Raw genomic sequence first — 14158 nt, forward strand, 5'->3', positions numbered from 1 at the left:
TTTACAAAAAAATTAACTTTTATGCCAAAACAGAAAACAGCCAAGCAATCTGAAGTGATCATGACAGAAATGGTATTGCCTAACGATACCAACACCCTGAACAACCTCATGGGGGGGAAACTGATGCACTGGATGGACGTTGTAGCTGCCATCGCTGCTCAGAAACACTCGAACAGGATCGTGGTCACGGCATCTGCTGACAGCATTTCTTTCAAGCATCCCATTCCCTTGGGCAATGTCGTTACACTCAAATCCCGAGTCACACGGGCATTTAACTCATCAATCGAAGTATTCATTGAAGTTTGGGCAGAGGATATTCCTGCTAATAAAAAAATCCTGACACACAGGGCATTTTTCACCTTTGTGGCTGTGGACCAAAATGGAAGACCTATTGAAGTCCCTGAAGTCATCGCAGAAACTCCGGAGGAAATCGAATTGTATGAAGGCGCTTTGAGAAGAAGACAATTGAGATTGGTCCTTGCAAAAAGAATGGATCCCAAAGATGCCGTAGAACTGAAATCAATTTTCGGACTAGAGGAGAACAATGGTAATTAGAGGTTATCCTTTTAGGAGTTAGGTGTAATTGTTGTAATTGTTTGTAATGTGCGTTGGCTCAAATGAAGAAACCTTACACTCAAACTTGGTTTTAAAATTCCGACACTTTCATCTCTTTCCAAATCCTTTAATCCGACAATCTTTCCTTTTCAAACACTATCAAATTCTACTTTGCAATCCCCCATTTTTTAATCAATTTAGGCACATGGAAAATATGAGTATCCACCATTTGGGACTGTTTTTGGATAATGAAATTTACCTTCTACCTGAGGAGAAAAATCAATTGCTAAAATCAACGAATTCTCTTGCTTTGGATGAAATACCTTCCTCCTCCGAAATAGAATCAGAGGAAGAACCTATTCCATTGTTATATGAGGGTGGTTTTGAAAAAGGGATTTTGGTGATTTATGAAGGAAAATCATTGGACAGCAACTTGTCAGAATATTTGTTCAAGATTTTGGGTGCGGTTTCATGTTCGCTAAAAGACATCGCTTTGGCAAACTCGGAAAACACAGAACTGACCTCAATGGCTTCCATCATAGCCTTAAGTCCAAATAAAATCATCGTATTTGGAAAAGTAAGGCATGAACTCATGATGTCTGTTAAAAAAACCTATGAAGTGCATCAGGAGGATGAAATCGAGTATTTGTTTGCTGATGATTTAAGTCAAATTGCCGAAAGTTTGGAACTTCGTAAAGCCCTTTGGAAAGAATTGCAAATCCTTTTTAACATTACAAAAAAATAAAAAATGAATAACATCGAAGAAAAAACCAAGTGGCTTAAGCGGTTTAGATTGATCAGTGTGCTGGAAGGAATATCATTTTTGGTTTTGCTGTTCATAGCCATGCCCTTGAAATACATGTTTGATTCTCCTACGGCAGTCACCTATGTAGGTTGGGCACATGGTTTACTTTTTATGATATATATTTTGGCGGTGTTCCCTACAGCCCGCAAACTGTCTTGGAGTTTTACAAAGACATTATTCGCTTTGGCTGCATCTATCTTGCCTTTCGGACCATTTATTTTTCATAAAAATATGTCAAGCGAAGAAAAAGAAATGGTAAAATCTTGACCTCACGCCTTATGGCCCTGATCAGCAAAAAGAAAATCATTTATCCAATCAGTCCAAAATTGAGGGTTTTCCTTCACAGATACGGGCGTGAAGTGGATTTTCCGATCCAATACAATGACCTTTTGAGGTACAGCAGCTCCATCGCTTTGTATGACTCCAAGGGAAATGACACCTTGTGGGAGACTGTCTTTTTTGCAGAATCCGACAGGAATGAAATCCATCACAACGTAAAGAAAATCTACTCCATCCTAAAGGCGCAGGGAGACATGTCGGTCATGGAACACCTTTATGTAGACAGGGTAGACTTATGTGTTTATGGGAATACAAAGCCCTTTCGGGTTAGGATTGTCAACAGGATCAATGACAACTTTGACTATTTTTATGTAAAAAATGCCGATGCTTCACGGATTTACGGACTGGAACTTGAACACCTCCTATCACCTAACCGCATCAATTATTTAGTCCATCAGAATACCCTGATTGAGGAGCACATTGCCGGGATTCCCGGAGAGCAGTTTATGCGCCAGTATATCAATGATATACTCCAAAATCCTATTCGATTGGCAAAAGAATTTGTCAAATTCAATGAAAGGTGTTTTGTCAGGTTGTTGGGAGACATGCACTCCTCAAACTTTGTCGTAGACGTCACACCGGATTTTGAGGAAACACATTATAGGATCAGGGCTATAGATTTTGACCAACAGTCTTATGAGGGTAAAAAATCAATTTACCTGCCCCAATATTTCAAACAGAACAACAAGCTCATCCAAATGGGTATCAAGCATATCACCCCCGAATCAATGGCGCAATACCAAAGGGAAGAAAGGTCATTGATTGCCAATAGGCTCAAGAGCTCTCAAAAAGAAATGGAAGATCTATTGGAAACCATGGAATCTGATACTATTTCCACTGAGGGAAATACAGAATCACTTAAGCTTGACCTTGCAAAGCACTATAAAGACGGAAGATTCCTTGAATGCAAAAATATGGGAAATATTCTCCGACTTAGCTTAGATCTGTTAATGAAAAAATGATCCAAGACTGGGTATCTAGTCTTGGATCACTTGGGTTTCTTGATTCCCGATACTGCTTAATTTTTACTCACTTCTCACTTCCAACCTTTTCCTAATCCCTCCTAGCTTCTTAATAAAACCTGACTTCACATTCAGGATTCAATTTTTTGAAGTTATCGACCGCTCTTTGATTCATTCGGGTATTGAAACAGATCAATTCTTTGAGGTTCAGACCATGAACAGGTTTCAACGATTTTACATTCGTGCCTCCAATATCTAATTTTTCAAGGCTGCTGAGTGTTTCCAAACCGCGCAACACAGTGATATTGGTTCCTGTTATTATCAAGGTCTTTAGGTCAACAAGCTGTCCCAAAGGTCTCAGGTCCTCGATGGCAGTGTAAGACAAGTCTAGTATTTTCAGGCTTTTCAAAAGAGGCAGTACCACGATATTGGATATCGGTGCATGGGTAATTTTCAAATCCTCCAGCAAAGTCAATTCACTTAAGCCCGAAATATCCATCATCGGAACATTGGAAATCGACAGCGATCTTAAATTTGTAAATACAGCCAATGCCTGCAGATTTGAAATATTGGAATTATCAACTTTCAGTTCAGGCTTGGCTGTCCATATATGTAATGTCTCAAGGTCAGGATCTTCATTTTCTTTACCATAAGCTTTTTTCAAAGCAATTTTCCATGGCTCCTCTACTGAATCCCACCATTGTTCTAGGACAGCAGACCTATAAACAATATTGACTTTGGGATTTGTTGCTAAGAAATCCGGAATTTCAAGGTGATCAATCTCGGAATTGTCTAGGTTCAAATATGTCAGGTTTGGAAGATTCTTTAACATACTATAACCTTTCACAGGGCTATCCCTAAAATCAAGACGGGTCACATTCTCTAATCCCGCTAATGGCTGAAGGTCTTTGACTTTAGTGTTTTTTCCTGAAATGATTTCAATGGTCTTCATGTCTCCTAAAGAAATCAGGTCAGTGATTTCATTGTCATCAAAAGCGAGGTAATTGATATTCTTAAATTTCAAAACTGGAATTAGAGTATTTATTCCTGTCCCTGAGAGGTTTAAAGAATCAATTCCCAAAGTACTTACCAAGTCTTCTATGCTAGGAGATGAAATTCCTAATTTGGGATTGATGGTGATCAAGGCACCTTTCCATTCCTCCGACAAATTAGTCCACCAAGACTGCGAAGTCTCCACATTGTGGATCAACAGTACCTTTCTATTGCCTCTTGCAAATTCCTCAGCACTAGCTAATGAAATTCCGGTAAGGTCAGCATACAACATTTTTAGATTTGGCTTACCACTTAATGGTCCAATGTTGGAAACAGCAGTATTGTTGATTTTTACTATTTTCAGAGCAGTCAAATCCGCCAATGGGGAAAGATCTAATATATTGGTCTGGCTTAAGTTGACCTCTTCCAAAGCTGTAAGTCCGGACAGCAAGTCAAGATTAGAAAGGTTATTCTCGCTTACATCGAGGTATTTCAAACTCGCAAGCTCCTGAATATCTTCTATACTTATAAAGCTGCTGCTATTCAATTCCAACCTAGTGAGCGCCTGCATAGAATTCAAGACACTGTAGGACGCAAATGGAGTATTTACTGCTTTCAAAGTACGAAGGCTCTTCAGGTTACCCAATTCGCTGATATCTTCTATCAAAGTGTTGGAAATATCAAGATGTTCCAGCCTGTCAGAATATTTGATAAACTGAATATCTTTTGTGGGGGTATTAGAAATATTCAGGTGATTCAAAAAAGTAACATTACTGATTGCATTCAATTCTACAACTTTGGTATTGCTGATATCGATGTATTTGAGGTCTCTCAAAGCCTCAATGGGCGACAACTCAACCAAATATTCATTGCCGGAGAAATCAATGGAATCAATGGTACTGATTTTATAGAGGTGTTCGACAGTAATAGAATCCTCTTCAGTGATCCCGATTTTTTTTCTAAAATAAGATTCCCAAGTGTAGGATAAGGTCGCCCACCATTCCTGAAGTTCCTTATCCCTGCTCAATTTGGTAGTGTACACACTCGCAATCTTCAGTTCATTGGACTTTTTGTCCACGTTAACTTCAATAAATCTTGGTTTGGTATTGGTTATTTTTTCTTGATTCAATCCTACGGCAGTGAGTGTCCTGTCCATAGAAACCAAGAATGACAATTCCCCATTTTCCCTTAAGAATGGTTTTGTTTCCCTGATTTTAAATTTAAAACTTGCTTCTTTGAAAAAAAACTCAATATCCTTCAGATAGGCAGTTACATCCTTATTTGTAATCACCTTTCTGTCTAGGAGCAAATCATCTTCCACCTGTACCTTGCCATCTCTAAAAATCTTCTTATAACTTTCCCTGATGATCACATCTTTGTCACGTGCAGGTGTGTCTTTGCTTCCAAGGGTATTTAAAAAAAACTCCAAAAACTGAACTTGATCTTGTACTTTTTGAGTAAGCTCTTTCAGATCGGCCTTGGAATAATCGCCCAAATCTTGGGAATAACCGGAATAGTTAATTCCCAAAAAAAGAAAAACAAAAAGGATAAGTTGTTTATTTCTGGTCATATATAAAGTCTTGTATTGTTTCTTTGTCTCCAGGTTTCAATTTTACCAAATCTCCTATCAGCCATCCGGTATTGAAACCGGGTCTATTGAACTGGTTCAATTCAAAATACCAATTGTTAATCTGGAAGAAATGGAACTTAACATCAGTGATTGTTTCAAATTTGATGCTACCTTTTTTTAATTCATATAAAAATAAGGTGAGGTAATCAGGAACATACTCTTTGGCGGTAAAGGATTCGGGTGTATCTGAATTTTCAAATGCCTTTCGGAGATTCATAAAACCAAGCTCATGGCTTAGCGGATGGATAAAGCTTTTGTCATTTCCAATCGGTTTCTTGAAAATATCTTTGAAAGGCTTAAATATTACCTTCTCCAGAACCCATTCATATCCTAATCCCTCAGGTTGGATTTTCAAAAAAAGTGTCACGTTTTCACTTCTTCCTTTATATTGAAAACTTGAAGTTACTTCTGCAAACCATTCTCCCTCATGAAAATTCAGAAATTGTGGTTGGGATTCAGAGAGTACATCTCTCATAAACTCGGTTTTCATGTCCCCAGAAATCCCCGAGGTTTCATTGTCAAAAAGAATACTGATAAACTTCCCCCTCAGTTCCCTGTCTCTAAACAAGGCATCTCCGGTATAATATCTTTTGCTGCCGTCCTGACTTTCTTCGGCATTGAATCGTCTAAAAAATTGATTGACCTGCTTGGTCGATGCGGCAAATCTGCCATCATCCTTGGGGGAACCGGGGCTGAATAAACCTTGCCCCGGCGCCATTCCAATGGATGTAATCAATAATGTAATTACAATAATTATTTTTCTCATGCAGCGGTTTCAGTCACACGAATATCTCCAAGCATCACATCCCAGAACTCGATCGTTCTACCGGCGATCTGGGTTTGTTTTTTCTCAACATAGATGGTGATGTCCTTTTTGGTCGTGTCTCTGTAGTTTAAGCCTGTTTCTATTGAAGTACCTTCGAATCTTTGATACACAGTGATGACACCTACATAACGGCCATCAGGCTGTCTTTCAAGATCACTGATGTAATGGATGTCATACCAGGTAATGTTGACACGGTCATAATTCAAAGCCATCAATCTCTCGAAATAGTTTCTGACTTTGTAATAAGCAATCTCCTTGCGGTTCAAAGAAGATACACCCATTTCAGCATCAGGAGCAAATAGCTCTTCTGCCCTATCCATAACGCGGTTGGCCTCTGAGAATTGTGTTTCCTTGCTACCGATGATGCTGATGTACTTACTTAGATCCTTTACTTTTTCCAAAGCAAGAGAATCGATAGCCTGCTTTCTTGCAGGGCTGATGTTGTCAGTTTGCGCCAGTGTGATTGATGCTGAAGCCAAAAAGAGCAACATGAAAAGAGAAATATATTTTTTCATTATTTAGTGATTTTTCGGTGGATATTATTTTTTACGACGCAATTCCAATTCAGATACCTTACCGTTACCATCTAATCTGATGTCAGAAATGTAGTTAAGGTTTTTCTTGGTGTCTTTCAGGTAATTAAGGTATTTGGCTATAGTAGTCGGTTCATCGTAATCTTTGATTCCGTTTGCCTCATGAATCACAATCAATACAGGTGTAGTTGCATTAGAAAACAAGCCCTGAGCTTCTTGGATAGTCCTGTTGGCTGCATCTAAATTCGAAGAACCTGAGATACTATTGAAGTAATTTTCCAGTTTGCTTACAGCAACTTCTTCAGCAGAAGGTCCTGCAGGCGCTGGTGGTGGTGGAGTAGGTTTTACTTCTTCTATTGGAGCAGCTTCAGGTGCTGCTACTACTTTCTTTTTACTTTTGCAGGCTCCAAGAGCGAGCAAACCAAACAAGGCAATGGTTAGCACCCTGCTTAATGTTGATTTGGCGATTCTTTTTTTCATGTTTAGTTAATTGATTAGTTTATTAGATATTTAAATATTGGGTAATTTTGCCTTTGCTCTTAATAACCTTTCAAAAGAAAATATTTGATTTTTGAATAGCAACTTTTGTGATTGTTGCTCTAGAACGACATTTTCTTTGGCTTTGCAAATCTAATTGAAAATTCTTTTTTTTATCATGGTAAAAAGTATATCCGGCAAAAAATCTTAAATAACCCAAAGGAATGGAGTTTTTATATACCATCTCTTTAGATTATCAACCCGATTTATTCAAAAATTTCCTTTAGTTTATTTTCAAGGCTTGCTCCTCTCAAATCTTTTCCGATGATCTTTCCTTCCGGATCCAACATATAAGTGGCAGGAATAGCATTGATCTGATACGTGGCGGCTGCTTCGGAATTGAAATATTTCAGGTCAGATACATGGGTCCAAGTGAGCTTATCATCTGCAATAGCTTTGACCCAAGCTTCTTTGGTCCTGTCCAAAGACACGCCGAATACCTCAAAACCTTGATCCTTATACTGGTTGTATAGACGTACTACATTCGGGTTTTCTTCCCTACAAGGCCTGCACCATGCCGCCCAAAAATCAATCAATACATACTTCCCTCTCAGATCAGATAATTTAATGAGTTCATCATTTGGATTTGGTAGCGCTATTTCGGGTGCCACCTGACCGATAGACAATGCCCTCATGTCATCCAATTGATTCATCAATGACTGAATCATCTTGGTATTGGGGTATTTTTCATTCAGATTTAATACTAACCCATCGATATACTGAAAATCAGTTTTGATGTTCAACATTGCAATTCCGGCCATTGCAGCAAAACTTCCGTCCATGCCATCAAGGGTTTCTTTTACTTTTTGACTTTGGGTAGTTTCTAGATTTTGAGCTGTGGTCTGGATGGATTTGATAGCTTCCTGATCCCTTTTACTCATCGCTTCAAAATAAGCAGTATTCAGCTCATTAATGGTATTTTGATACTCGACCATCAAGGCCTCAATCTTTTGGAGATGTTGGGAATCTTGAGCTCCGGAGACCTTTAGACTTGCCTCGTCATTGAAGTCATAAATCACGGCTACATCATCAGCATAGAGCGCCAATTTGACGATTTTTTGATTCATGAAGTGCAGTTCAAAAAAACCCGGACCTTCTAAGCTAAGCTCATACTCAAAGTCACCTTCACCACCCATCGGGATCTCTGAAATGATTTCAGTACTTTCATCCACAAACTTATATATCTCTATTTTTCCTTCCGGTGCATTTTTGACTTCCCCGGAGATCTTTACCTTTCCATCAAATTCTTGTATGTCATTTTTTCCGCAAGAAGCAAAAAATAGCACCAACACCACAGACAGCAAATTCAAAATTGATTTCTTCATATTAATTTTCTAGTAATTCTGTTAATAATTTTGTCGCAACCTTTGGATCAGCTTTTCCTTGGGATTTCTTCATCACCTGCCCCATAAACATGGCCATCAACCCTTTCTTTCCGGAGCGGTATTCCACCACTTTCGCCGCATTTTCAGACAAGACTGTTTCAATAATCGGCATCAATGAACCTTCATCACTTTCTTGGATGAGGTTCAATTCTTGGGCGATCTCAATAGGACGCTTGGTTTTATTGAGCAACATCTCAGGATAGACTTTCTGGGAAGCGACGGAGAAATTGATTTTCCCCTCATCAATGATGGCGATTAATTCTGCGAGACTTTTGGCCGAAATCGGGAAATCAGAAATATGTAAGGTGAGTTCGTTCAGATAAGATTTGACCGGGCCCATCACCCAATTGGTAGCGCCTTTGTAATTTTGGGTATGGAGACAGACCTCTTCATAATAAAGCGCAATTTCTTTGCTATCAGTCAATACACCTGCATCATATTCTGACAAGCCATATTGGTTGATGAATTTATGGTGTAATTCCCTTGGCAAAGCCGGCATCGATTCCTTGACGCTTTCTAGCCATTCCTCAGAAACGATGATTGGACTCAAATCCGGTTCAGGAAAATATCGGTAATCATTCAAGTCTTCCTTAGTTCTCATGCTGGAAGTCAATCCTGTTGTGGCATCAAAGGTTCTAGTTTCAGAGATGATTTCAACTTTTGATTCAGCCATTTCCACCTGACGCTCATATTCATGCTCAATAGCCCTCACGACATTCCGGAAGGAATTCATGTTTTTAACTTCGACTTTCTTCCCATATTCAGCGGCACCTCTTATTCTTACCGAAACATTGGCATCGCAGCGGAGAGATCCTTCTTCCATGTTGCCATCGCAGACATCAAGATACCTGACGAGTTTTTTGATTTCTACCAAATAGGCATAAGCCTCATCCGAAGAACGCATATCAGGCTCAGAAACGATTTCAATAAGTGGGACACCCGCTCTATTAAAATCTACCAACGTATCCACCTCTCCGGCAAGGTGCATGGATTTACCCGCATCTTCCTCCATGTGGATTCTTGTCAATGCGACGGATTTTTTACTTCCGTCAGGTAGGGTGATGGGTACTGTTCCACCTACGCAAATTGGATTTTTGTCTTGGGTAATTTGGTATCCTTTTGGAAGATCCGGATAAAAATAATTCTTCCTTGCAAAAATATTATGTCTCGTGATCTCGCAATCGCAGGCCAATCCCATCTTGATGGCAAACTCCACAGCTTTTCTATTTACTTTGGGAAGTGTACCGGGATGGCCTAAGGTTATGACTGAAATATGGGTATTGGGAAGATTACCATACTCCGTAGAATCAGAAGTGTACATCTTACTCTGTGTCAATAATTGGGCATGAACTTCCAACCCGATGACCAATTCATATTTGTTTTTTACTTCTGCAGAAAGCATGTTTTCTTTTTTATTCTGTATTACAATCAGTTCAAAATTGGATTCAAAATACCCTAAAACCAAATTTGGAATGCTTTTATTCTAATCCTTTTGTCCTAACAGCGACTTGGCTTTCACCAAGACGGATGGCAACCCTGAAAGGTTTTTTCCTCCCGCCGTTGCGAAGAAAGGTTGTCCACCTCCACCTCCATCTATTTCTTTTGCCAATTCCCTCACCAAAACGCCTGCATTCAGTGACTTTTCGGAGACAAGGTTTTCGCTTACCAAAACCGCCACCTGAGGTTTACCTTCAATTTCAGCAGCCAATACTGCGATGACATTTTCAACTTCATTTTTCAATTCAAATGCCAGTTTCTTCAAGGCATCTGCCGAAGGCATTGATACCTGTGCAATGATTAGATTCGTGCCATTTACTTGCTGAATGCCTCTGATCAATTCCTCCTTGAGCGCTCCCGCCTTTTGCGTATGAAGTGACTCTAATTCTTTTCTTAACTCATTGAGCTCCTGAATCAGGGCCTCAATTGATTTTTTGACGTCTCTTGGATTCTTTAGTAATTCCTGAATCTCTTTCACCAATTGAAACTGATCATTGACATAGGATTCTGCGGCATTAGCCGTAATCGCTTCTATTCTTCTTACTCCTGCCGAAATTGATCCTTCGGAAACAATCTTAAATAAACCGATCACACCTGTAGAGGACACATGTGTTCCTCCACAAAGCTCCACTGAAAAATTCTTGTCAAATGTGATTACCCTTACAAAATCACCATATTTCTCTCCAAACAAAGCAGTTGCACCTTGGTTTTTTGCTTCCGCAATCGGTACATTCCTTTGTTCATTGAGCGCAATATTTTCCCTGATTTTGGTATTGACGATGCTTTCCACTTGGGAGATTTCTTCTTCTGTGAGCTTCGCAAAATGAGAAAAGTCAAAACGAAGAATATCCTCATTCACCAAAGAACCTTTTTGTTGCACATGCTCTCCCAATACCTGCTTCAATGCGGCATGGAGCAAATGTGTGGCAGTGTGGTTATTCATGCTCAGCTTTCTCTTTTCCCCATCCACTTTAGAAGAAAATACCGCATCTTCCTTAGATGGAAGTCTGTCTACAAAATGGACAATTAAGTCATTTTCTTTTTTGGTATCCAAAACCTTGATGGTTTCTGCTTCCGACTGCAACCAACCTTGATCGCCAACCTGTCCACCGCTTTCGGCATAGAAAGGAGTCCTATCCAACACCAACTGAAACCTATCTCCCTTTTTATCTTTGATCTGCCTGTATTTCACTATCCTGCTTTGGGATTCCAGGTAATCGTATCCTATGAATTCTACGCCTTCATCCTCTCCTACCATGACCCAATCTCCGGTCTCCTGTTCGGCAGCCGCCCTTGATCTGGTTTTTTGCTTTTCCATCTCAGAGGCAAAACCTTTCTCGTCTACCGAAAGTCCATTTTCCCTTGCAATCAGGGAAGTCAAGTCCAATGGAAATCCAAAAGTATCATAAAGCTCAAAAGCGATTTTTCCTTCAATCACTTTTTGACCTGAAGCTGCCATTTCGTCCTTGATCTGATCGAGCTTTTTCAATCCATTGTCCAATGTTCTAAGGAAAGAGTTTTCCTCTTCCATGATTACCTTGGCTATAAAATCCTGCTGTGCAGCAACTTCCGGGAAAATATCCCCAAATGTCTCTGCGAGCAAAGGAAGTAATTCATAAAGAAAAGGCTTCTGAAAACCCAAGAAGGTATACCCGTATCGAACGGCCCTCCTTAAAATTCTTCGGATGACATATCCGGCTTTGTTATTAGATGGCAACTGACCATCAGCTATGGTAAATGAAATGGCACGGATATGATCCACAATCACCCGCATGGCGATGTCGGTCTTTTCATCCTTCCCATATTCCATTCCGGATTTGGTGGCTACAGCTTGGATAAAAGGCGAAAATACATCCGTGTCGTAATTGGAAGACTTATTTTGAATGGCTCTGACGAGTCTTTCAAAACCCATTCCTGTATCGACATGCTTGGCCGGGAGTTCTTTCAGACTTCCATCAGAAATCCTGTTGAACTGCATAAATACCAAGTTCCAGATTTCGATGACTTGTGGATGGTCATTGTTGACCAAGTCAAAACCATTTACTTTTTGTCTTTCTTCCTCTGATCTCAGGTCAACGTGAATTTCGGAACACGGACCACAGGGACCCGTATCGCCCATTTCCCAAAAATTGTCTTTTTTGCTTCCAAAGATGATCCTGCTTTCAGGCACTATTCCGTTCCAAATCTGAAATGCTTCCGTATCCTTTTCTAGATTGTCTCCGGCATCTCCTCCAAAAACCGAAACATACAACCGGTCTTTTGGTAAATCATAAACCTCAGTCAACAGTTCCCAAGCCCATTCGATAGCCTCTTTTTTGAAATAATCACCAAATGACCAATTGCCAAGCATCTCAAACATGGTATGGTGGTAGGTGTCCACACCTACCTCTTCTAGGTCATTATGTTTACCGGAAACCCTCAGACATTTTTGGCTATTAGCCACACGTAGGAACTTCGGATCTTCATTTCCCAAAAAATAATCTTTAAACTGATTCATACCGGCATTGGTAAACATCAGCGTAGGATCGTTTTTGACCACAATCGGCGATGAGGGTATGTACTGGTGTTTTTTTGACTCAAAAAATTCTATAAATAAATTTCTTATTTCTTTGGCTTTCATCTAACCTATTGACTATTTTCGGATTATCTATTTAATTTTCTATCTTTGCAGTTCCCCTAACGCTATCACCCACCTGCCATAGGGGCACAAAATTAAGATATTTACCTCGCAATCCGTAATGAGTAGACTAAAATATTACTACGACCCCAAAACCTGTAAGTACGAGCGATTCAAGCGAAGCAACTGGGACATTGCTCTCAATTCCCTTGGTTTCTTTTCCCTCGCATCGGTATTTGCAGTCCTCATGCTGCTTTCATTCAATTATTTTTTTGAAAGCCCAAAAGAGCTGATGCTTAAGAAAGAAAATAAGGAACTTACCCTCTATTACCAGCTTTTGGAAGGGGAAGTTACCAAGTTGAGCCACATGATGGGAGATCTCCAACAAAGAGATGACAATCTCTACAGAATCATTTTTGAAACAGAACCCATTCCCGGCGAAATTAGAAATGCCGGAATCGGTGGCTCAGATAGGTACAAAGAAATAAAAGAAAAAGGACTAAGACAGGAAGATTTGGTTGTATCTCTTTCCCAAAAAGTGGATGCGCTAAAAAGGCAGATGTACGTGCAATCCGTCAGTTACGACGAAGTGACAGAAATGGCCCACAAAAAAGAAGATTATTGGGCGGCAATCCCTGCAATTCAACCGATCCTTAATGAAAACCTAAACATGCTTGCCTCAGGCTACGGAATGAGAATCCATCCGATCCTGAAAGTCCGCAAAATGCACAAGGGTGTTGACTTTGCTGCTCCTAAAGGCACACCGATATACGCCACCGGAGACGGGGTGGTATCAGCAGTCAAAACTGTTTTTGGAGGCTATGGCAAGCATATTGAAATCGATCATGGCTTTGGATTTACTACCCGATATGCACATATGAATGAATTCAAAGTCAAAACAGGCCAAAAAATTAAAAGAGGTGACTTGATCGGGACAGTTGGAAATACCGGTTCATCTACTGCACCACATATTCATTATGAAATTATGAAAGATGGCAGGTTTGTCAATCCGGTCAACTATTTCTTCAAAGACCTTACCCCTGAGGAGTTTGACAAAATCCTTGAACTGTCAGGAAGAGAAAATCAGTCTTTGAGTTAAGTTTAGGTCCTTATCAGCTTTTTTGCCAGAAGCCCCGCCGCAATCTATGCGCTCTCTGTGAGCTATGTGGTAAATAATCAATCCGTATTTTGCGTCCATTGCGGCAAAAAAAAATAATCTCACGCGGAGCCGCAGAGGAAAGGAATGATGAATTCAGAATGATGAATTCAGCTGAATGAACGCCGCGACCTATGTGGTCTCTGTGAGCTATGTGGTAAATAATCAATTCAAACTTTGTGACCATTGCATTACCTTCTTTTCCTTTGCGGTAAAATAAATATTGCCTCACGCAGAACCGCAGAGGAAAGGAATCAAGAATGATGAATGTATGTATGTCCCTGATATAGCTTGACCACTTTTACTTAACTCTGCAATCTATG

Annotated in this window: 12 protein-coding genes; 5 read left to right on the forward strand and 7 right to left on the reverse strand. The window is 39.9% G+C overall.

Going from position 1 to position 14158, the window contains the following annotated elements; genetic code table 11:
- Positions 1-21: 21 nt before the first annotated feature.
- The 4 genes from M3O96_RS14360 to M3O96_RS14375 all read left to right on the forward strand — a co-directional run bounded on the left by M3O96_RS14360 (position 22) and on the right by M3O96_RS14375 (position 2661).
- Positions 22-555: an acyl-CoA thioesterase gene (locus M3O96_RS14360; protein ID WP_249721609.1), complete on the forward strand. Its 534-nt coding sequence runs from the start codon at positions 22-24 to the stop codon at positions 553-555.
- Between the two features lie 205 nt (positions 556-760).
- Positions 761-1300, forward strand: coding sequence for a hypothetical protein (locus M3O96_RS14365; protein ID WP_249721610.1), 540 nt, complete (start codon positions 761-763; stop codon positions 1298-1300).
- A 3-nt stretch (positions 1301-1303) separates the two neighbouring features.
- On the forward strand, positions 1304-1627 hold the full coding sequence (locus M3O96_RS14370) for a DUF3817 domain-containing protein (RefSeq protein ID WP_249721612.1): 324 nt from the start codon (positions 1304-1306) through the stop codon (positions 1625-1627).
- A gap of 11 nt (positions 1628-1638) precedes the next feature.
- On the forward strand, positions 1639-2661 hold the full coding sequence (locus M3O96_RS14375) for a hypothetical protein (protein WP_249721633.1): 1023 nt from the start codon (positions 1639-1641) through the stop codon (positions 2659-2661).
- Positions 2662-2770: 109 nt separating this feature from the next.
- On the opposite strand, the gene M3O96_RS14380 is transcribed toward M3O96_RS14375, so the two are convergent.
- The 7 genes from M3O96_RS14380 to alaS form a co-directional block, all read right to left on the reverse strand.
- Positions 2771-5224 (reverse strand): leucine-rich repeat domain-containing protein, encoded by a 2454-nt coding sequence (locus M3O96_RS14380; protein WP_249721613.1) that lies wholly within the window; start codon positions 5222-5224, stop codon positions 2771-2773.
- On the reverse strand, positions 5211-6050 hold the full coding sequence (locus M3O96_RS14385) for a hypothetical protein (RefSeq protein ID WP_249721617.1): 840 nt from the start codon (positions 6048-6050) through the stop codon (positions 5211-5213). The genes M3O96_RS14380 and M3O96_RS14385 overlap by 14 nt, the downstream gene beginning before the upstream one ends.
- Positions 6047-6625: a hypothetical protein gene (locus M3O96_RS14390; RefSeq protein WP_249721619.1), complete on the reverse strand. Its 579-nt coding sequence runs from the start codon at positions 6623-6625 to the stop codon at positions 6047-6049. Before M3O96_RS14390 ends, M3O96_RS14385 begins: the two co-directional genes overlap by 4 nt.
- Positions 6626-6649: 24 nt before the next feature.
- Positions 6650-7123 (reverse strand): nucleoid-structuring protein H-NS, encoded by a 474-nt coding sequence (locus M3O96_RS14395; protein ID WP_249721620.1) that lies wholly within the window; start codon positions 7121-7123, stop codon positions 6650-6652.
- Positions 7124-7386: 263 nt separating this feature from the next.
- The gene (locus tag M3O96_RS14400; RefSeq protein WP_249721622.1) at positions 7387-8505 is read right to left on the reverse strand and encodes a peroxiredoxin family protein; all 1119 of its coding nucleotides are present in this window, start codon (positions 8503-8505) and stop codon (positions 7387-7389) included.
- Position 8506: 1 nt separating this feature from the next.
- Positions 8507-9967 carry an Asp-tRNA(Asn)/Glu-tRNA(Gln) amidotransferase subunit GatB gene (gene gatB / locus M3O96_RS14405; RefSeq protein WP_249721624.1) on the reverse strand — a complete coding sequence of 487 codons (1461 nt, stop codon included), beginning with the start codon at positions 9965-9967 and terminating at the stop codon, positions 8507-8509.
- A gap of 81 nt (positions 9968-10048) precedes the next feature.
- Complete coding sequence (alaS, locus tag M3O96_RS14410; RefSeq protein ID WP_249721626.1) at positions 10049-12682, reverse strand: alanine--tRNA ligase; 2634 nt, start codon at positions 12680-12682, stop codon at positions 10049-10051.
- A 118-nt stretch (positions 12683-12800) separates the two neighbouring features.
- Here alaS and M3O96_RS14415 point away from each other — a divergent pair, with 118 nt between their 5' ends.
- Entirely contained in the window at positions 12801-13778 is a 978-nt protein-coding gene (locus M3O96_RS14415; protein WP_249721630.1) for a M23 family metallopeptidase, read from the forward strand.
- The last annotated feature ends 380 nt before the right edge of the window (positions 13779-14158 follow it).

The organism is Aquiflexum sp. TKW24L, from assembly GCF_023502205.1.
In the GTDB taxonomy this organism is placed as follows: domain Bacteria; phylum Bacteroidota; class Bacteroidia; order Cytophagales; family Cyclobacteriaceae; genus Cognataquiflexum.

What these genes read in the sequence shown, in the direction of transcription:
- M3O96_RS14360 (WP_249721609.1), top strand. Translation starts at nt 22, where the DNA reads ATGCCAAAACAGAAAACAGCCAAGCAATCTGAAGTGATCATGACAGAA.
- M3O96_RS14365 (WP_249721610.1), top strand. Translation starts at nt 761, where the DNA reads ATGGAAAATATGAGTATCCACCATTTGGGACTGTTTTTGGATAATGAA.
- M3O96_RS14370 (WP_249721612.1), top strand. Translation starts at nt 1,304, where the DNA reads ATGAATAACATCGAAGAAAAAACCAAGTGGCTTAAGCGGTTTAGATTG.
- M3O96_RS14375 (WP_249721633.1), top strand. Translation starts at nt 1,639, where the DNA reads ATGGCCCTGATCAGCAAAAAGAAAATCATTTATCCAATCAGTCCAAAA.
- M3O96_RS14380 (WP_249721613.1), bottom strand. Translation starts at nt 5,224, where the DNA reads ATGACCAGAAATAAACAACTTATCCTTTTTGTTTTTCTTTTTTTGGGA.
- M3O96_RS14385 (WP_249721617.1), bottom strand. Translation starts at nt 6,050, where the DNA reads ATGAGAAAAATAATTATTGTAATTACATTATTGATTACATCCATTGGA.
- M3O96_RS14390 (WP_249721619.1), bottom strand. Translation starts at nt 6,625, where the DNA reads ATGAAAAAATATATTTCTCTTTTCATGTTGCTCTTTTTGGCTTCAGCA.
- M3O96_RS14395 (WP_249721620.1), bottom strand. Translation starts at nt 7,123, where the DNA reads ATGAAAAAAAGAATCGCCAAATCAACATTAAGCAGGGTGCTAACCATT.
- M3O96_RS14400 (WP_249721622.1), bottom strand. Translation starts at nt 8,505, where the DNA reads ATGAAGAAATCAATTTTGAATTTGCTGTCTGTGGTGTTGGTGCTATTT.
- gatB (WP_249721624.1), bottom strand. Translation starts at nt 9,967, where the DNA reads ATGCTTTCTGCAGAAGTAAAAAACAAATATGAATTGGTCATCGGGTTG.
- alaS (WP_249721626.1), bottom strand. Translation starts at nt 12,682, where the DNA reads ATGAAAGCCAAAGAAATAAGAAATTTATTTATAGAATTTTTTGAGTCA.
- M3O96_RS14415 (WP_249721630.1), top strand. Translation starts at nt 12,801, where the DNA reads ATGAGTAGACTAAAATATTACTACGACCCCAAAACCTGTAAGTACGAG.